The sequence below is a fragment of the Acidithiobacillus sp. TH-A117 genome (assembly GCF_057473465.1).
This window is the reverse complement of sequence record NZ_JBYCKQ010000015.1, coordinates 1-18444: the sequence shown is the minus strand read 5'-3', so window position 1 is coordinate 18444 and position 18444 is coordinate 1. Positions and strand designations below refer to the sequence as shown.

Sequence of the window (18444 nt, the reverse complement as noted above, 5' to 3'; positions counted from 1 at the left end):
TTGGAAAGGGTTGCCGGGGAGCCGTTTTACTCCGGCCTGCCCCAGTCATTCTGGGGCAGGTTGGCATATTTGCCGGTATAGGTCTGTTTGATCATCTGGAAGGAGACGGGCACCGGATTCTGCCCCTGGTATTTGATGACCCAGAAATAATCGAAGGTATGCTTGGGCCAGGTTTGAGGGACTCCGGTCAGCTTGTTCAAATGCAGGAGTTCGCGGAAGGTCACCTGCTGCCCCGGGTATTTTTCTTCCAGCTTCTGACTGGCGATGCGCTTGTGTTCCCACATAACGATGACCACCTTACCGTCATATTGTGGATCGTCAAGCAGGGCTTGGGCGGCTTCCTGGGTCCGCTGGGTTTCCTGGGCCTTTTTTTCCTTTTCGGTCTGGAAATACTCCGGCACCGCTGTGAAAGCGGTCTCCGGCATTCCCCAGCTCAGAGCTGTGGGCGTCATGGTCTCAATGGTGTGCAGGGTAATGGTCATCAAGGCGGCAGGCTTCACGCCCTTGGGCAGAATGCCGCGGCTGGCGTCCTTACCCAGATAGACCTGGGCCAGGGCCTGCGCCCGTTCTTCGCCAATCTTGGAAAGTCGATACGGGTTCACTTTTTCGCCGTGTCGCACGAGGATGATTTCGGCAGGTACGGCCTGGGCCAGGAGAGGCGTAGCGCAGCCTCCCAGAGCCAGAAACAGGGCGAGTTTGCGGCGAAGGGACATGTAGATTCTCCTTTTTGCTTATTGACGGATGAGGGCCCTGCGGGCCAAACCCAGAATCAGGGCTGAACTGAAAATACCGATCACCGAAAGGGCCATGCCATTACCAATGACCCCCTGGCGGAAGTTGCCGTAGATATAGGTGGAAATCACCTGCATGCCCGCCGGTTGCAACATCAGCGAGGCCACCAGCTCACGCATGGACAGGGCAAAAACTACCGTCGCCCCGCCCACCAGCATGGGCCAGACCAACGGCACCTGGATCCCCAGGGCGGTGCGCAGCGGCGAAGCGCCATGTACCCTGCCCGCCTGTTCCAGACGGGGTGGAATTTGTGCGAGACCGGTACGGGCATAGCGCAAGGCAAAAGGAAAAGTGACCGTGGCATAGGCCACCGCCAGGATGATGGGATGACCAAAAACCGGCATCTGATTCCAGGGCGCATTCCAGAAGAGAATCATTCCCACCGCCAGCACCACGCCCGGGACCGCCATGGGCAAAGTCCCCAGTAAATCGACCAGCGCGCCAATACGTCCGCCCCGGCGCACCAGATTGGCGGCCAGAAGCGCCGAGGCCATGCCGAAAACAGCCACCAGGGCGGAAATTTTGAGACTGGTAAGCAAAGCCACAAAGCCCGACGAACTGTTGCTGAAAATATGATGATAGTGTTGCCAGGTGAAATTCGATGTCCGCAACCCCGCCGTCATGGCTTTCTCCAGGGAGATGGCCAGGACCGCCAATACGGGCATGACTGTTCCCACGAGGACGAAAACGCCAATGGGCAGAATACTCCACCATACCCGCCGTGCGGGCGCACGGCGCTGGATTTGCCCCTCGTTACGGCGAACTAGCGGGCGGTAGAGAAACCAGACCATTACCCCCATGGCGCAGAGCACCAAACCGATGGCCGAGGCCATGGGCAGGTTCACTGGCCAGACATTGGTGGCGCCCTCGATGCTGGTACTCAGAACCTGCACTCCGGCATAACCGGCCAGCAGCGCCGGGACGCCGAACTCGGCGGAGGTGTCCATGAAAACCAGCAGCCCGGCTGCTGCCAGGGCCGTCAACAGCGTTGGCAGAATACCCAGGCGGAAAGCTGCCAAGGTCGAAGCCCCATGTACTCGCGCCGCCTGCAACAGGCGTGGGTTACCATTATCCAAAGCAGCGCGTAATAAAATATAAACCAAGGGTGTCAGATGGAGGGCCATCATCATGCCCATGCCTGCCAGAGAAAACAGGAATCCCTCCAGGCTGCTACCCAAAAATCCAATGACCTGCTCGATCATTCCTACGGGCCCGACCAGAAGGCTCCAGGCCTCGGCCGTCAGGTACGGAGGAATAAGGAAAGGAATCAGAATCAACGCCTCCCAGAAGGGTGTCCAACGGGGTGGCACGTAGTACATCAACATGGCCAGAGCAAAACCCATGGGCAAGGCGAAAAGCACGGCAAAACCCGCCATGCCCAGGGTACCGGACAAGGAGTCCAGAAAATGCCGGTTCACCCCCAGCTGCAGCAGGGCGATCCCATGATGGTGGCCGGCTCCGGGCTGCAAGGCCTCGTAGACAATGGCCCCGAGGGGTGCCAGAACCAGCACCCCGAGGATCAGGTAAACCAGCAGATGGTTGACAGCCCGCGTCACTGGCCCAGGATTTCCTTCTTGAAACGGGCCAGAATGGCGGGCTGTTTGGCGGCCATCTGACTCCAGTTGACGGACATGACCTTGAAGCTGCCCATCTTGTTCATGATGGGTTTGGCCGGTACCCCCTGGCGGGCCGGATACAGATTGTTTTCAGCCACCAGCTTCTGCCCCGCAGGGGACATGGCAAAGTTGACGAACTGCTCGGCCAGCTTCTTGTCAGGAGCCGACTTGAGGATCAGGATGGGGCGCGGGATCATGATGGTGCCTTCCTTGGGGAAGACCTGGACAATGGAGTTCCCCTGGGCCTTGGCAGCCACGGCCGCATGGCCCACGCACTCGAACATGCCGCTGCGCTCTCCCGACATCACCGGCAGGAGGGCGGCGTGGTTGGTGCCCGGCCAGACAGTACCGTTGTCTTTGAGTTCTGACAGGAATTTCCAGGCCTTGTTTCCATATTGGTCCACGAAGGCGGTCAGAAAGCTGGAAGCCGTACCCGAGAGCAGCGGATTGGGAGCGGTGATCCGGTCCTTCCATTGTGGCTGGGTCAGGTCAAACCAGCTGTCGGGCAGCTTGGCACCTTTGGGCAGAGCCTTGGTATTGAAGACCATGGACACCGTATCCAGGCCGTAGGGCAGAAAAGGGGCCGGAACCTGGGCGGGCTTCACCAGTGCCTTCTCGATGTCGGCCGGATGATAAGGATAGACCATTCCCTGATGGGCCAGGTCCAGACCTGCCGACCAACCGGCCACCATGACCACGTCGGCATGGGGATGATTGGCCTCGGCGGCAAGACGGGCCATGACCTTGCCGGTGCTGGAGGTCCAGACTTCCACATGGTCGCCGGTTTTTTTCTCGAAGTCGGCGGCCAGAGTCTTGGCCAGGGTGGCTGGCGCGGCACTGTACAGGGTGAGGGTGGCGGCATGGGCGGCACTGGCCAGTCCCAGACCCAGCAATGCAAGCATCAAACGTTTCATACGAACTCCTATTATCGGCGATTTGCGGAAGACTGCACGGGGATACACCAGCCATGCCCCTGGCGCAGCAGCCAGCGGCGGGGACCCAGGCCCCCTTGGCGGGAATAGGCAAGAAATTCCTGGCCATCACTGGCCTGGAGGGTCAACAGATACTGGCCGTCATGCCAGTGGGTGTGACGTACCTGGGCCTCGGGAGCAGCGGCGGGTGCCTCGTCCAGCTCCACGTCACCGGGCCGCAGCAGCAGGGTTGCCCGGCTGGCACCCTGCAGTTCGGGAGCGGCTGGTACGACCCAGTGCCGCCCTTCCCACGGACACACCGACTCTTGGCCGCGAAGTTCCTGAACCGGTACCTGAATGGCGCGCACCGAGCCCCCCAAACGTGCCACCACCAGACTGGCCGGGCGTTGATAGAGGCGCTCCGGGGTGTCCCATTGTTCCAGGTGCCCCCCATTGAGCACTCCTACCCGGCGACCCAGATAGAAGGCCTCTCCCGGATCATGGGTCACATGCAGGGCAGTGATGCCCTCCTCGGCAAACAGTCCGTGCAGAAACTCCCGCAGGTTCTCCCGCACCCCGTGATCGAGGGCCGAAAGGGGTTCGTCCAGCAAGACAATACGGGGCTTGGCAATGATGGCCCGGGCAATGGCCACCCGTTGCTGTTGCCCGCCCGAAAGCTCATGGGGCCGGCGACGGGCCGCAGCAGTTGGAATCGCCATGCGCTCCAGCAGGGCCAGGGCCCGGGATTTATCCACCGGCAGCCGCCGTGCCCGGAGCGGGTAGAGAACATTGTCGAGAATACTCAGATGCGGCCAGAGGGCGGCGTCCTGAAACACCATGCCGATCTCCCGCCTTTCGGGCGGCAAAAAGGTTTTGCCTTCACTCAGCACCTGGCCATGGATGCTGATGCCTCCCAGCTGCGGCCGGATCAAACCGGCAATAGTGGCCAGCAAGGTACTTTTGCCCGAACCCGACTCCCCCAGCAGACAGGCATACGACCCCGTCTCCTGAGACAGGTTGACATCGGCCAACACCGCCCTTCCACCCAGTTCCACCCGCAAAGACTGAATCTGCAGCCCATCGGGCAGCTCAAAAGGCATACTGGAGCATCAGGCGTTTATGGATGTAGGAGCAGGCTACGCTGCTGATTTTGTTCTTGTTGATGAAGCGGGCCGGTAAGCTCCCTGGGGTGAGAATGGGCAGTAACATACCCATAGCACTGAACAGCAGTGCATGAAGCAGTATGTTTCGAGGCATCACTATTATCTCCAGCTATATTTTGGAGAATAGTGTACGCCTCAAATATGACAGTTTTATGACAATCTGCTCGTTGTGCAGGTTTTCATCATAATCCGGGGATGCTGGTCAGGCCACCATAAACGCCCAGCCCTGCCGAAAGGATGACCACAAACAGCACCAGCCAGAGATAAGAGCCACGCAGACGATGCTCGGCGGGCAGGGCTTTGACCGCCAGGGCGACCAGAAAGCCCAGGACCAGAGGCAGCAGCAGGGCATTCATCACTTCCACGCCGATATCGAGGCTGACCAGATCGGGGATGCTGATGACGGCTACCGCTCCAGCGATGATGATGGCCGTGTAAATGCCGTAGAACCAGGGCGCATCTTTGGGATGGTGTTCGAGGGAATGGCGAAATCCGGTGACTTCGCCCCAACCCCAGGCCCCTGCCAGGGAGGCGACAATGGCGGCAACCATCCCGGCACCGAGAATGCCCATGGAAAACACCAGGCGTCCCCAGGTGTCGCCGAGGTAAGGGGTGATGGCCTCGGACAGTTGATGAACGGTATTCAGGGGTGCGTTAGGATTCAGTCTGCCGATGGTGGCGGCGGTGGCAATCAGCACCGCAGCCATGATGGCCTGGGTAAGTACTGCACCAATGGCTGTATCCCAACGGGCATGACGATAATTTTCGGGATGAAGCCCTTTGTCGGCCACGGCAGACTGCTGATAAAACACCATCCAGGGCATGATGACAGCGCCGATATTGGCCGCTACGAGCATCATGTAATCCTTGTCGGTAATGGGGGCATGGGTCAGGCCGTGGAGGATGTCCTGGATGTTGGGGTGAGCAACCCAGGCAATGCCGAAGAACACCAGTTCAAACAGTCCCATGACCAGGGCGATGCGTTCTACGCGCCGGTAGGAACCCGTCCAGACAATGGTCAGCAGGGTGGCTGCGGCGAGAATTACCCCGACCGCGCGCGGCAATCCATACAGATGACTGACCCCTGCCACGCCGGAAAATTCGGTCAGCAAGGCACCGGTAGTGGCAATGCTGAGTCCGGCTACAGAGAGATATGCCCAGCCGGTACCAAAGGTTTCGCGAATGAGTTCGCCGTGTCCCTTGCCGGTGAAAATGCCCAGACGGACCGTCAATTCCTGGACTAGGTAAAGGATCGGCATGAGGATGAACTGCAGTAACAGCAGTTTGAACCCCCATTGGGCCCCACTCTGGGCGGCGGTGATGATGCTGCCGACATCCGTATCGGCGAGCATGACGACGAGGCCGGGGCCCAGTACAATCAAAAAAACCGACCAGCGTGAGTGCTTGTGTGGGGTAGTGGGATTGCTTGCAGTCATTATTAAGAATTATCCGTATTTACGTTTTGGTTTGCGAATGATTCCTGTTTAGTCGATTCTTGTCAAGCTGTTTTGCCCATGCCCGTCGGGAATAGCAGTTGGACGCTGAGTCCGCCATCTACTGCGTTTTCAAAGCCCAGGCTGCCATGATGCAGGTCCATGATACGCTTGCAAATGCGCACGCCAATGCCGGCGCCATGGCCAGACTGGCGGGGCAGTATTCCGAGGTTCATGGCCAGCAGATGGGCCGGTGAAACTCCCGGGCCGTAATCCCGCAGGCGTATTTCAATGTGCTGTGCAAGTGGCGTGACCTGGATCAGCATGCGGCCGCCGCCATAACGGTGAGCATTGTCAAAAATATTGCGAAACACTCTCTCCAGGGCCAGGGGACGGCATTGTAAAAAACAGGGACTTCCGGCAGGAATACGGTCGCTGCAACTGATCTGGAGCGCGTAACGCTCCCGGGCGATGGCCTGCATTTCTTCCAGCCAGTCGCGGACATCAATGGTCATGATTTTTTCCTGGTCGTTACTGCGCACGAGGGTCAGAAACTTGTCGATGGTTTCGTCCATTTCGTTTACATCGACACACATGGCTGATTTTTGCTCCAGAAAATCGACGTCCGGTAGGTGCAGGGCCAAGAGCAGGCGGGAGAGTGGGGTCCGCAGTTCGTGAGAAATGCCGGTGAGTAAGAGGGTGCGTTCTTCATGGAGCTGGTGCAGATCGTTGGCCATACTGGTGATGGCCCGGGTCAGATGTTGAACTTCCAGTGGTCCCCCAATGGGTTCCAGCGTATCCGGCGTGTCGCCCAGACCGATGCGGGGTGCTTCGGCGGCCAGTCGGGCGAGGGGGCGATTGATCTGGCGAACAATCAGCCAGGCTCCCAACAAGGTTACCAGGGCAATGACGCTCAGGCGCATGAACATGAACCCCTGTCCACCAAAATCCATGGGAGAGACAGGCATTCCCAGCCAGGGCTGGGACGGTCCGCCGCGTATCCACATCCAGGTGCTGTTACCCTCCTCGGCACCGACCCGGAGTCTGGCCCCGGGGGTCATCTGCTGCAGATAACCCGCACTTTTATGGAGAAAATACCGATCGGGTGCTTTGCCGGGCGCGGCGCTGGCCGGTCGCCACTGTAGATTACCGGTGGGCGCATATTGAGCACCGCTGCTGATGAGGGCGTGGTCGGTCTGCAGCAGAAATTCGGCAAAGCGTTCGGCGGCCGGGTTCAGAACGTACTGATGAAACAGGACGTAAACGGCTGCCTGGGTGCCCAGTAACAGAAGGCCGAGGAGCAGAAGCGTCCGCCCCAGGGTGCTGCGCGGCCAGAATCTGCGAATGTTCAGGGCTCGGCCACGAACAGATAGCCATGTCCCCAGACCGTACGAATATAGCGGGGACGGCCCGGACCCTTATCCAACAGGCGTCGCAGTCGGGAAATCTGCATGTCGATGCTGCGATCGTCAGCCTCCAGCTGCCGGCCCCGGGTCAGCCACATCAGCTTTTCACGGGTCAGGGGCTGGCCTTCATGCTGAATCAGGGTGGCCAGCGTGGAAAATTCGGCACTGGTCAGCGGGATCAGCTTGTCCCCATGACGAATTTCCTGACGACTCATGTCCACTTGAAAAGCCCCCTTCTGGAAGCTCGCCGTCGTTGTCTTCGGGGCAGGGCCGCGAACCCGCCGCAAAATCGCCTGGATGCGGGCAACCAGTTCGCGGGGATGAAAAGGTTTGGCCAGATAATCATCGGCCCCCATTTCCAGACCTAGAATACGATCAACTTCATCCCCGCGTGCGGTCAGCATGAGAATGGGTACGTCATGCTGCTGGCGCAGACGCTGACAGATCTGCAAACCGTCTTCATGGGGAAGGCCGAGGTCAAGAATGACCAGGTCCACGGGGTTTTCTTCAAGAGCAGCTTCAATCTGGCGACCGTCACCCATGCCTTGAACCATGAATCCATAGCCTTTCAGGTGAGATTCCACCAGGCTGCGGAGGCGCAGGTCGTCGTCGATGATCAGAATACGGGCTTTGTTTTTCATGGCCATCACTGTACTCCCCCGATGCGGATAGACCAAACATAAATGTAACGAGACAGGCTCTCTGGAAATAAACGCACATTTTGTTACATCTGGCGCCCTGTTCGCGCACGATTGTTACAGTCCCTATCGTTATGCTTTTCCTGATCTTCTGATTGACCTGAACAAGGATAATACATGGCACAGGAAAATGTGGCGACCTGGCAATGGCCGGGAACCCGAAGTTGCGGACGAAAGGCTCTCCATCTGCTGGGTACAGGCTTGTTGATGGCCCTGGCAGGGTGTGCTGTAGGTCCGCACGGACAGGTGCCGAAAATGATCTCGCCCGCCACCTATAACGCCCATCGGGTGGATGCATCCCCGGGAGCGCAAAAAATCCAATGGACCGCGCAGCAGGCGCAATCCTGGTGGTTGCTGTTTCATTCTCAAGCGCTCAATAGCTATATCCACAAAGCCATGCGGGCGAACCCGGATTTGCAGGCAGCGCAGGCGGCTCTGGCCAGGCAGCAATCTTTGTTGGTCGCCAGCCAGGGCGGTCTGTATCCCCAGGTTTCAGCCAATGCGGGTATCAGTCGGGAGCGGGCTTTACGTACGGGAGCAGATGGCGGGCAGAGTTATCGGATTCCCGGCAATCTCTACAGCCTGTTTTTGGGAACCCTGGACATCCGTTACAACCCGGATGTGTTTGGCCGGCAGCAAGATCTGATCCATGCTGCCCGAGCCCGGGTGGCGGTGACGACGGCTAATCTGCATCAGAGTGAAGTTTTCCTGGCCGCTGCCGTCAGCCGGGCCATCATCAGTGCCGCAGCGGCCCGGGCGCAGTGGCATTCGGCCCGGCAGATTGCCGCAGCCGATGCGCATTTGCTGAAGCTTCTGCAGCAGGAATATCAGCTCGGTTATCAGAATCTGCAAAGTGTGGAGCAGCAGGCTGCCATGACCGCCGCCGCGCGCGCCCGCATTGCGCCGCTGGAAGCTGAGCAAGCCGCAGCCCGACATGCTCTGGCGGCACTCATCGGGCAATCGCCAAATACGTCCCTGCCTCTGCCCACACTGAAAGATCTACAGTTACCGGCACATTTACCGACCACCATTCCTTCGGCCCTTGCGGAAAACCGCCCGGATATTCAGGCGGCCACGGCGGAGATCAAGGTCGCCGCCGCCCAGGCGGATGTGGCTACGGCCAACTTGTACCCGCAATTCAATATTTCTGCAGATATTGGCAAGGCAGCCATGACCGGTGCTTTGTTTTTCAATCCGGTTTCTACGCTGTGGTCCCTGGGAGCGGGTTTGGCTGCACCGATTTATCAGGGCGGCAGTTTGCACGCCCAGCGTCGCGCCGCCCTGGATCAATATCAGCTGGTCCGTGATCAGTATCGGGCCACGGTATTGGATGCGTTCCGTCAAGTGGCTGATGCCCTGCGTAACCTGCAGAGTGCCGATACCGCTTTTGTTCAGCAAAAAAGGGCGCAGCAGGCTTCGGCCAAAGCCCTGCAGCTGGCGGAAGCGCGCTACCGGGATGGGGCAACGGATTATGCCACGGTGCTCAATGCCGAGATTGCCTATCAACAGGATTCCATAGCGGCAATCAACGGTCGTAGCCAGCGCTATCTGGATAGTGTCGCCCTTTTCGTCGCCCTTGGGGATGGCTGGCAGCCGGATCACCGGGACTCGAAGGCGCCATCCACATCCTCCACCACCGCCGTTGAACATACTGTAGGAGCTTCCGCATGAAAAAGGCTTTTCTTCTTTTGGGACTGGTGCTGGTGCTGCTTTTTGGCACCGTGTATGGCTGGTACGCCTGGCGGCAGCAGCAATTGCATAGCCAACTGGCGGCCGCTGCTCACCCGGCAGTGACGGTATCTGCGGCTCGCGTCCGCAGCCAAAGCCTCGCAGGACAATTCACCGCCGTGGGCGAGGTGGTGCCCCAGCAGGGAGCTGCCCTGAGTCCGCAAGTCGGCGGCGTCATCCAGAAGCTCTATTTTCATTCGGGACAAAGCGTGACCCAGGGCCAATTGCTGCTCTCCCTGGATCCGGGCGCCTTGCCCGGGCAACTGCAATCGGCCCGGGCGCATGCCCGCTTAGCCGCAGTCAATTATCAACGTGCCCAGAAAGTCTTTGCTATTCATGGCATTTCTACGGCGGCTCTGGACAAGGCGCAATATGATGCCGAAGCCGCCCAAGGGGAAGTATCCGCATTACAGGAATCCCTGGCCGACACCGAACTACGGGCGCCATTTACGGGGGTGCTGAGTCTGCGCACGATCAATCCCGGAGAGTATGTGCATGCTGGAACGGTAGTGGTCCATCTGGAGAATCTGCAGCATCTTTATGTGGATTTCAGTATTCCCCAACGGGATTCCCAGTCATTGCATGCCGGGGCTGCGGTACAGGTAGATATTCACGATGGTGATGAGATTCACCACTACCGTGCTGTCGTACAGGCTATTTCCAGTCACGTTCAGGCTGATAATCGCGCTCTCCGTGTTCGGGCAGCGGTGCAGAAAGCATCAGGCCTGAAGCCCGGGATGTTTGTCCGCGTGCTTCTCGACAAAACTGCGCCCAAAGCCGCACTGCTGATTCCCACCGTTGCCGTGAGCTTCAATACCTACGGTGATTTTGTCTATGTGCTGCGGTCCGGGCCGAATCATCATCTGATTGCCCGTGAACAAAAAGTGCTGACCGGTATGCAGCGAGGCGACGAAACGGTGATCCGTTCCGGGCTTCAGGCTGGAGATCTGGTGGTGACTGCCGGGCAGGTGAAATTGCACAACGGCGATGCTGTGCAGATCAAGAACGCTGTGCATTTGTAAGGACGACGAACATGCATTTTACCGAACCCTTCATTCGTCGCCCGATTCTGGCGATTTCCCTGAGTCTGGTACTGTTTTTCTTTGGTCTGCGGTCGCTGGGACTGATGCCGATCACCGAATACCCGCCCACGGCCAGTTCCATGATCACGGTGACGACGCACTATTTTGGCGCCACGCCCAAAACGGTCAACGCCTTTATTAGCGCACCACTGGAAAAGGCGGTGGGCCAGGCGCCCGGCATCAACTACATGACGGCGGTGAGTGAGGACGGGATTTCCATTCTGACCCTGTATATGCGGATGGGGGAAAATCCCAATGCGGCCTTGTCCCAGGTGCAGAGCAAGGTCAATACGGTCCTGAACCAGCTGCCCAAAGGCGTCATGCAACCGGTGGTCCAGGAAATGTCTGGTTCCGGGGCATATTTGATGCTTTTGAGTTATCACGGCAAAGGGTTTAATCAGCAGCAGATTACGGATTATCTGACCCGGGTCGTGCAGCCCGCCATTCAGTCCGTGCCGGGTGTGGGATTGACGTCCATTCTGCCGCCGGGCACCGGCCCTAACGGGAATACTTACGCCATGCGCGTCTGGTTGAATCCCCAGGAAATGGCTGTACTCGGAGTGACCCCTGCGCAGGTCAGTGCGGCGCTGAAAAACAATGATTTTGTGGCAGCAGTGGGGCGTCTGCGCGGTGAATATACGGCGGTGTCCTTGAGCGCCAATACCGCCCTGCACAGCGCCGCAGAATTTCGCGATCTGGTCGTGGCGACGGTGCATGGGGTGCCCATTCATCTCGGGCAGGTGGCCAAAGTATCTCTTGGCGCGCAAACCTATGATTCGTCGGTGATGGTCGACGGGCAGCCGGCGGTCAATATCGGCATACAGCAGGCTCCCGGCAGTAACGCCTTGCAGGTATCACGCGGTATCGACAAGGTTATGGCCCAATTGCAGCAGACCATGCCCCCGGGGATGCAGGGTTATACCATTTACAATGGCGCCCAGTTTGTCAAAAGCTCCCTCCAGGAAGTCGAAGTCAATATTGCCCTGGCGCTGCTGGTGGTCATCCTGGTGATCTATTTTTTCATGGGTTCCTGGCGCGCTTTGCTGGTTCCGGCCTTAGCCATTCCGGTGGCCATGGTGGGAGCCATGACCATCCTTCATGCCTTGGGCTATACCCTCAATTTGCTCACCTTGCTGGCCATGGTGCTGGCTATCGGCTTGGTGGTGGATGATGCCATTATCGTGGTGGAAAACGTCCACCGTCATATTGAGCATGGGGCAACACCCTTACATGCGGCTTTGCACAGCGCCAGGGAGTTGGCCAGCCCGATTCTGGTGATGGCGACCACGCTGGTGGCGGTATTCGCGCCCATGGCCTTTATCGGCGGCTTGGTGGGGCATTTATTCAGCGAGTTTGCCTTCACGATTGTGGCGACGGTACTGCTGTCCATGGTGGCCGCCCTGACTCTGGCACCCATGCTGGCTTCACGAGTATTGAAAGCCGGTCAGGAGGGCCGGATGGCCCATTTTGTGGATCAGGTTTTCGGACGCCTGAAAGCTTTTTACGGACGGCTGCTGTTTGCCAGTTTACGGGTCTGGCCGGTAACAGTGACTTTGGCCGTGGTTTTGACCGGGGGTATCTATTTACTGTTCAGCATCAGCCAAAGCGAACTGGCGCCGCCTGCTAATCAGGGTATTGTCTACGTCAATGGCGTCGCCCAGCCCACCGCTACCCTGGAATACATGAACGCTTATGATCATTATCTGACGAAAACCGTTTTCGACCAGATTGCCAGTCGCAGTCACAGTTTTGCCGTGAACGGGGTGGGTATTGGTGGCATGCTCCTGAATAATGAGGTCATGGCTGGGGTGGTGCTGAAGCCTCAGCGTGGCGACGTCACTACCCAGGAGGTCAAAAGCAAGGTCCAGCAGTTGGCAGAGCAGGTTCCCGGAATGAAGCTCTCGGCCTTTGGACTGCCACCACTGCCCGGCGCAGCGGTGGGTTTACCGGTGCAGTTCGTGCTGACCAGTACTGGCGGGTCCTATCATCAGCTGGACGCGGTATCCGCCAAGTTGGTGCAGGAAGCCAAAGCCAGCGGACTGTTTTCCTTCGTCTGCAAGAATTTGAAGTACAATAACCAGATTCAGCAAGTGGTCATCAATCGGCAAATGGCGGCGTCTTTTGGACTCAGTATGGCCGACATTGGCCAGAATCTGGAAACCCTGCTGGGGGGCAACTACGTCAACTACTTTGATATGGATGGCCTGAGTTATCGGGTCGTCCCCCAGGTTCCCCCGGCATTGCGGGCCAACCCCGACTTTCTCAAGGCCTATACCATCAAAACCCCTTCTGGTGCGGAGCTGCCCTTATCCACCTTTGTTTCCTTGAAATCGGAGTCGGCACCCACCTTTTTGCCGCAGTTTCAGCAATTGCCCGCCGTATTTATTCAAGCCAATCCGGCGCCGGGCGTTTCTCTGGGGCAAGCCCTGCAGTTTTTGCAGACACATGCCCAGAAAATTCTTCCCAGCGGAGATCAAATCCACTATGCCGGTGTGTCTCGCCAGTACATGCATCAGGGCAATGCCTTAGCGGTTACTTTTGGCTTTGCCCTGTTGATGGTGCTGCTTTTGCTGGCAGCGCAGTTCAATAGTTTTCGCGACGCTCTGGTGGTTCTCACGGCGGTGCCGGTCGCCTTGTTCGGCGCGTTGCTGCCCATCGGTCTTGGTGCTTCCAGTGTCAATATTTACTCGGAGGTGGGGATGGTCATGTTGATTGGTCTGATCGCCAAACAGGGCATATTGATTGTGCAATTTGCCCGGGTCATGCAGGAGGAAAAAAATCTCGACAAGCGCCATGCTGTCGTCGAAGCCGCTACTTTGCGGCTCCGGCCGATTTTGATGACGGTGGCGGCGATGATTGCGGGGGCCGTGCCGCTGCTTTTTGCCAGTGGGGGAAATGCCGATGCCCGCTTTTCCATGGGACTGGTGATCGTCAGCGGTCTGGGTTTCGGATCTTTGGTGTCGTTGTTTGTGATCCCGGCCTTTTATCTCTGGTTCGGGCGTTCCGTCCATAACCGCGCGCCGGAAGCGGAGGTGTGATCATCCCGGCCCGCTCATTCCTGATATGTAACGAAAATATATCAGAAGTTATAGAAATAATGCAGTTAATCAAACGGTTTGCATGAATTCATTGCCAATTTTGCTGCGGGGGCATTTCTGGTTATTTTACGGCCGTACAAGGTGGGTGATTTTGTCCAGATCAATGACACCATGGGAACAGTGGAAGAAATCGGACTGTTTTTTACCGGAATCAATACCCTGAACAACGACCGTATTTATCATGGGAATGCTAAGGTATTGGGGGGTACCATCGAAAACTACTCAGCCAATCCCTATCGTCGTGTGGAGCTTAAATGTCAGTTGGCCAGTGATGTGGATCATGTCCACGCCAGTGAGTTGTTGCGCCAGAATCTCGCGAAAATTCCCAATGTGCTTACGGACCCGGCGCCACTGGTGGAAATCCTCGAATTTACAGATATTGGCCCCAAGCTGGCGGTTTTCCCTTTTTGCAATAATGCCCACTACTGGCAGGTGTACTGGGATACCAATCGGGTGATTCGTGAAACCATGATTCAGGGTGGCTTTCCCTATGGTCTGGCCAAACAAGTCTGGATTGATCAGGGTAACCAGAAGGCCTGATTTGAAGTTTTGTGTGTCAATGCCCCTTTTGGGGCATTTTTTTTGGGCAAATTTTGCCCGGAGCTTCAACTGTTTTTGCTGACGGCCATATCGTGAATGATGGTTTGCTTCAGGGTTTCTGCGTAAGCATTTTTAACGGGTTTTGTCTGATAGTGACCCAGCACGGAGACTATATCTCCGTAATGTAGCAGTGCATAAACCTGGCGGGCATGGGTATAAGGTTCTTCCACACAGCCTGCACTTTGCGGCCAGCCATAGCCCTTGCGCGGATAAAAATGAATGGCACGGCCATCATAAAAGTAATTCACAAAGTGCACATTAGGGGCGATGTAATGTTGCCAGCGCACATGATGCCCATGATAGATGCCGCGCTCGGCTGCCGGGAGTAAATGGTAGGCATGCAGACTCACGGCAATGGGAAATTTGCCTGTCATGGTGGTTTTGGCCAGACGCTGATAAATGGGCCAGCTTCCATCAGGCGTGGAATGCATCACCCCGGTATTGACCACGGTCTGATAAATCCAGTGTCCCTGTGCCTTTCCCTGGGGGACGGCAGGCACCTGCCAGATTTTCAGGTGCTCGGGGTGTGCCGTTTTATCCACTTCCACCCACTGAAAAGGGAAAGGATTTCTGGGGATAGGTGCGCCCAGGGCCTGGAGCACTTCCGGCGTTACCCGCCCACGCGAAATGCCTTTGCGCCTGAGCAGGTGCTCTGCGCGTTCAAACTGGATGAGGCCGCTGCGAAAAGCCGGGTTGAAAGGTGAATAACCCCAATTGTCGGAAATTTTCTGCAGTGCCCGGGGTACCGGAATATTCCAGGCAGCGACGGTATGCATGCCGCCATACTGGCCCATATAAGTTCCGTAAACCATGTGTACATAACCGGTAAGCGCAAGGATTTGCCAGACTTGTTGCCAATCATGGGGTTCTGGATGGCTGGAGACAAAATGCTGGTTATTCACTGGTGTGGCCAACGCCGGCTCAAGGGCTGTCAAGGCGCCAGTCATGCCCAGCATCAGCAAAATAGCCCCTGCTTTTGGATGGATAAGGCGTTTTTCAGAATATAAGTATGATCGAACTTTCATGCCACATTCGACAGAAATATGATGGTTTAGTTCTCTGAATCCGGGGGATTGAGGGACGTTTTGATAATCTGTAAAAACTTCTGGCAGCGGTTGATCTCCGCATCCATAATGGTGATTTGGTCGTCGATTTCTGCACGCGTACGACAATCAATGGATTCCAGGACGTCCGTACATTGCTGCTCAACGATATCCAGGCGCGCCTCCAGCACATTGAGCACATCCATGAGCGTCGGCGCTGTCTTGTCAACAGTATCTGTGGTTTGCCGACGATAATGTAAATGCCTGTTCAAATATTTTCTTTTCAAGATAGATGGACCAGAGCCATATCCTGTCTGCGGGATACCAGATTTTTGACGGAAGAGAAATAGTTCTTATAACGCATGATTTCGACAGACAGCTCAAAGCATTGGTCGGAAATGATCGCCCTGTTTTCCGAAGGAATGGTTCTACGCACTTCATCCAGTCGTTCGGCAAGTTGCCCATAACGGGACTCAATGTTTTCAATAATATCTATAGCGGTCATTAAGGATTGTTCATCATAATTGGCGGACATTTTTTCACCTCGATCATTCAACAGGAGGCGATGTCCTGCTTGGGAACATCGCCGTTGCGCGCTTGATTAATGCGCTCCGTAAGCCATTTTTTTGCTGAAGCGACCACGGAATACCCAGATCTGATACCAGTTGTACATGATCATGATGGGGAAGAAGCCCGTCATGAACAGGGTGAACACGGCAATGGAATCCGCCGGATTGGCCGCCTGCACAATGGTCCAGGTGTTGGGAACGACATAGGGGAAAATGGTCGCCCACATAGCCGCCCAGAGCAGAGCGACGACGCCGATACCCCACATCATCGCACTGAAGTCCTTGCGCGCCGAGTGATTAGTGGATGATTTGAAAGCAAAAATGAGCACAATCACAAACCAGATCAACCATACCCACCAATCCGAACCGGTCCACTTGGCAGACGCCCAGGAGAAAATGGCATAAGACCAGATGAGGGTGATGACGATGGCGGCCAGCGCCAGCAGGGAGACGATATTGGTCCAGGACCGTGCCCGTTCATGAATGGGATCCCCGGGAATGAAGCGCGCGCACAAATACAGGCCACCCGCGAGGCTGGCGGCGATGACCGCACCGACACCTGTCCAGATGGAAAAGGGGGTCAGAAAATTGAGAATACCTCCGGAAAAATGCATGACCGGTGTCGTGTAATCGTGGACGTTTACCCCATGTGCGGCCAGTGCAGATCGCATGGCGAGTCCGGATTTCATGGGAAACCCTTGTAAGGTGGCACCCAGGGCCACACCGGCAAAAAAGGTCGGAAACAAGCTGCCCACGGCAAAAGCCCAGCCCCAGAAGCGCTTGCTTTTTTTGGCATGAATGTGAAATTCAAAGGCCACGGCCCGGGCAATGATGCCCCAGAGTGCAAACATCAGGGGGATCATCAGATAATTGAAAGCCGAACCATACACCAGCGGGAAAGCGCCGAAGAGTACGCCACCAGCGACCACCAGCCAGCTTTCATTACCGTCCCACATGCCGGCCATGGATGCCATGATGGCACCGCGTTCTTCTTCGTCCTTGGAAAACAGGGCGAAAATTCCGGCGCCAAGGTCCGTGCCGTCGGTAGCAATATAGAGAAAAAAGGCAAGAGATAAGAGCAGCCACCACCAGGTCGATAAGGTTCCGGCGATGCGCCCTATTGAGAGAAGATCCATAAAATAACTCCAGTAGCAAGGGGTGGGGAGCCCGGCTCCCCACTTTGATTATGTAAAGGCCTGTGCAGCCCCGGATCAGCGATCGGAACGCAACATGGGCTTACTGGCGAAAGTCGGGGTAACATGACCGCCGCCTGCTTTAACGTCGGCATCATCCGCATGATCATGGTCAAACAGCGTACTGGAATCGGGAATGCCATCGACACCTTTCTTGATGACCCGGGTGAAGAAATACCAGGAGCCTGCCCATACCGTCAGTTCAAAAATGATGTAACCAACCCACCAGATGATTTCCATGGCAACAGGCATATGACTGGCACCCTGATAGGTGCGCATCAGGCCATTGACGACCCAGGGTTGACGTCCCACTTCGCGGGTCCACCAGCCACACCAGATGGCGAGGTAGGGCATAAATGCCGAGAACACCAGGGCCCGCAGAAACCACGGACGTTTACGCAATTCTGTAGCATTGAGCTTGCCACGCAGACGCAGCCAGTTACCCCAGATAGCGATAAAAAAGAGGAAGAAACCAATAGCGACCATCACCCGGAAGGAATAGAAAGGCACCCAGACATCAGGGCGATCTTTCGCCGGGAAGCTATCCATGCCCGTCACTTTGCCATTGAGCGTATGGGTTTCCAGTAAGCTCAGGACATGGGGAATGGTAATGGCAAATACATTGCCATCATTTTTGGCATTGGGAATGGCGATAAGATGCCAACCGGTATTGACTTTGCCATCAGGCAGATAAGTGTGATAGTGCCCTTCCATCGCCGCCAGGGAGGTGGGTTGGGTCTGCGCCACTACCCGGCCGATACTGTCACCAACGAAAATTTGGACGGGCGTGACAATAATCAAAGCCAATAGTGTGGGCTTGAGAAGTTTGGTAAACAGGTCCGCATTACGGTTTTTCAGGATGAAAAAACCGCTGAGACCTACGAGTGCAAACAGTGCTAGTTCAACACAGGCGACCCACATATGGGGAAAACCCCATTGGAAATTGTCATTGAGAATGGCATGCCACCAGTTTTTGACCTGGAACAACCCATCCTTGAGGAAAATCCCGTCAGGAGTCTGCATCCAGGAGTTAGCGACCAGAATCCACATGGCCGAAAGACTGGAAGACAGGCCGACGTTGAAGGTGGCAAACAGATGCATGCCTTTACTGA

General features: G+C 56.5%; 18 protein-coding genes. 5 read left to right on the top strand and 13 right to left on the bottom strand.

Translation table 11 applies throughout. From position 1 onward, the window contains the following. Nucleotides 1–26: 26 nt before the first annotated feature. From AC2VLR_RS02940 to AC2VLR_RS02910, 7 genes are all read right to left on the bottom strand, one after another. Complete coding sequence (locus AC2VLR_RS02940; RefSeq protein WP_486880793.1) at nucleotides 27–713, bottom strand: hypothetical protein; 687 nt, start codon at nucleotides 711–713, stop codon at nucleotides 27–29. Between the two features lie 18 nt (nucleotides 714–731). Further along, nucleotides 732–2348 (bottom strand): ABC transporter permease, encoded by a 1617-nt coding sequence (locus AC2VLR_RS02935; protein ID WP_486880792.1) that lies wholly within the window; start codon nucleotides 2346–2348, stop codon nucleotides 732–734. Then, nucleotides 2345–3322, bottom strand: a complete 978-nt coding sequence (locus AC2VLR_RS02930) for an extracellular solute-binding protein (protein ID WP_486880791.1) — start codon at nucleotides 3320–3322, stop codon at nucleotides 2345–2347. Before AC2VLR_RS02930 ends, AC2VLR_RS02935 begins: the two co-directional genes overlap by 4 nt. 11 nt (nucleotides 3323–3333) lie before the next feature. Continuing rightward, the gene (locus tag AC2VLR_RS02925; RefSeq protein WP_486880790.1) at nucleotides 3334–4419 is read right to left on the bottom strand and encodes an ABC transporter ATP-binding protein; all 1086 of its coding nucleotides are present in this window, start codon (nucleotides 4417–4419) and stop codon (nucleotides 3334–3336) included. After that, nucleotides 4409–4576: a hypothetical protein gene (locus tag AC2VLR_RS02920; protein WP_486880789.1), complete on the bottom strand. Its 168-nt coding sequence runs from the start codon at nucleotides 4574–4576 to the stop codon at nucleotides 4409–4411. The genes AC2VLR_RS02925 and AC2VLR_RS02920 overlap by 11 nt, the downstream gene beginning before the upstream one ends. A gap of 88 nt (nucleotides 4577–4664) precedes the next feature. Beyond that, nucleotides 4665–5918, bottom strand: coding sequence for an NRAMP family divalent metal transporter (locus AC2VLR_RS02915; RefSeq protein ID WP_486880788.1), 1254 nt, complete (start codon nucleotides 5916–5918; stop codon nucleotides 4665–4667). Nucleotides 5919–5980: 62 nt separating this feature from the next. Then, nucleotides 5981–6976, bottom strand: coding sequence for an ATP-binding protein (locus tag AC2VLR_RS02910; protein WP_486880787.1), 996 nt, complete (start codon nucleotides 6974–6976; stop codon nucleotides 5981–5983). Between the two features lie 102 nt (nucleotides 6977–7078). Between AC2VLR_RS02910 and AC2VLR_RS02905 the strand changes: the two genes are divergently transcribed. Next, nucleotides 7079–7201, top strand: coding sequence for a hypothetical protein (locus AC2VLR_RS02905; RefSeq protein ID WP_486880786.1), 123 nt, complete (start codon nucleotides 7079–7081; stop codon nucleotides 7199–7201). A 62-nt stretch (nucleotides 7202–7263) separates the two neighbouring features. Here the strand turns inward: AC2VLR_RS02905 and AC2VLR_RS02900 are convergent, their stop codons facing one another. After that, complete coding sequence (locus tag AC2VLR_RS02900) at nucleotides 7264–7968, bottom strand: response regulator (protein WP_486880785.1); 705 nt, start codon at nucleotides 7966–7968, stop codon at nucleotides 7264–7266. 168 nt (nucleotides 7969–8136) lie between these two features. Here AC2VLR_RS02900 and AC2VLR_RS02895 point away from each other — a divergent pair, with 168 nt between their 5' ends. The 4 genes from AC2VLR_RS02895 (at nucleotide 8137) to AC2VLR_RS02880 (ending at nucleotide 14467) form a co-directional block, all read left to right on the top strand. Further along, nucleotides 8137–9690, top strand: coding sequence for an efflux transporter outer membrane subunit (locus tag AC2VLR_RS02895; protein ID WP_486880784.1), 1554 nt, complete (start codon nucleotides 8137–8139; stop codon nucleotides 9688–9690). Then, the gene (locus AC2VLR_RS02890) at nucleotides 9687–10769 is read left to right on the top strand and encodes an efflux RND transporter periplasmic adaptor subunit (RefSeq protein ID WP_486880783.1); all 1083 of its coding nucleotides are present in this window, start codon (nucleotides 9687–9689) and stop codon (nucleotides 10767–10769) included. Before AC2VLR_RS02895 ends, AC2VLR_RS02890 begins: the two co-directional genes overlap by 4 nt. An 11-nt stretch (nucleotides 10770–10780) precedes the next feature. Further along, nucleotides 10781–13867, top strand: a complete 3087-nt coding sequence (locus AC2VLR_RS02885) for an efflux RND transporter permease subunit (RefSeq protein ID WP_486880782.1) — start codon at nucleotides 10781–10783, stop codon at nucleotides 13865–13867. A 78-nt stretch (nucleotides 13868–13945) separates the two neighbouring features. Then, nucleotides 13946–14467 carry a mechanosensitive ion channel family protein gene (locus AC2VLR_RS02880; protein WP_486880781.1) on the top strand — a complete coding sequence of 174 codons (522 nt, stop codon included), beginning with the start codon at nucleotides 13946–13948 and terminating at the stop codon, nucleotides 14465–14467. A gap of 65 nt (nucleotides 14468–14532) precedes the next feature. Here AC2VLR_RS02880 and AC2VLR_RS02875 read toward each other — a convergent pair whose 3' ends face one another. The 5 genes from AC2VLR_RS02875 to AC2VLR_RS02855 all read right to left on the bottom strand — a co-directional run. Beyond that, nucleotides 14533–15483: a L,D-transpeptidase family protein gene (locus AC2VLR_RS02875; RefSeq protein ID WP_486880780.1), complete on the bottom strand. Its 951-nt coding sequence runs from the start codon at nucleotides 15481–15483 to the stop codon at nucleotides 14533–14535. A 95-nt stretch (nucleotides 15484–15578) separates the two neighbouring features. Then, entirely contained in the window at nucleotides 15579–15842 is a 264-nt protein-coding gene (locus AC2VLR_RS02870; protein WP_486880779.1) for a hypothetical protein, read from the bottom strand. A gap of 11 nt (nucleotides 15843–15853) precedes the next feature. Then, on the bottom strand, nucleotides 15854–16105 hold the full coding sequence (locus AC2VLR_RS02865) for a hypothetical protein (protein WP_486880778.1): 252 nt from the start codon (nucleotides 16103–16105) through the stop codon (nucleotides 15854–15856). 66 nt (nucleotides 16106–16171) lie between these two features. Further along, on the bottom strand, nucleotides 16172–17275 hold the full coding sequence (locus tag AC2VLR_RS02860; protein ID WP_486880777.1) for a cytochrome d ubiquinol oxidase subunit II: 1104 nt from the start codon (nucleotides 17273–17275) through the stop codon (nucleotides 16172–16174). A gap of 75 nt (nucleotides 17276–17350) precedes the next feature. Next, on the bottom strand, nucleotides 17351–18444 hold a 1094-nt coding region (locus tag AC2VLR_RS02855; RefSeq protein ID WP_486880776.1), incomplete at its 5' end, for a cytochrome ubiquinol oxidase subunit I.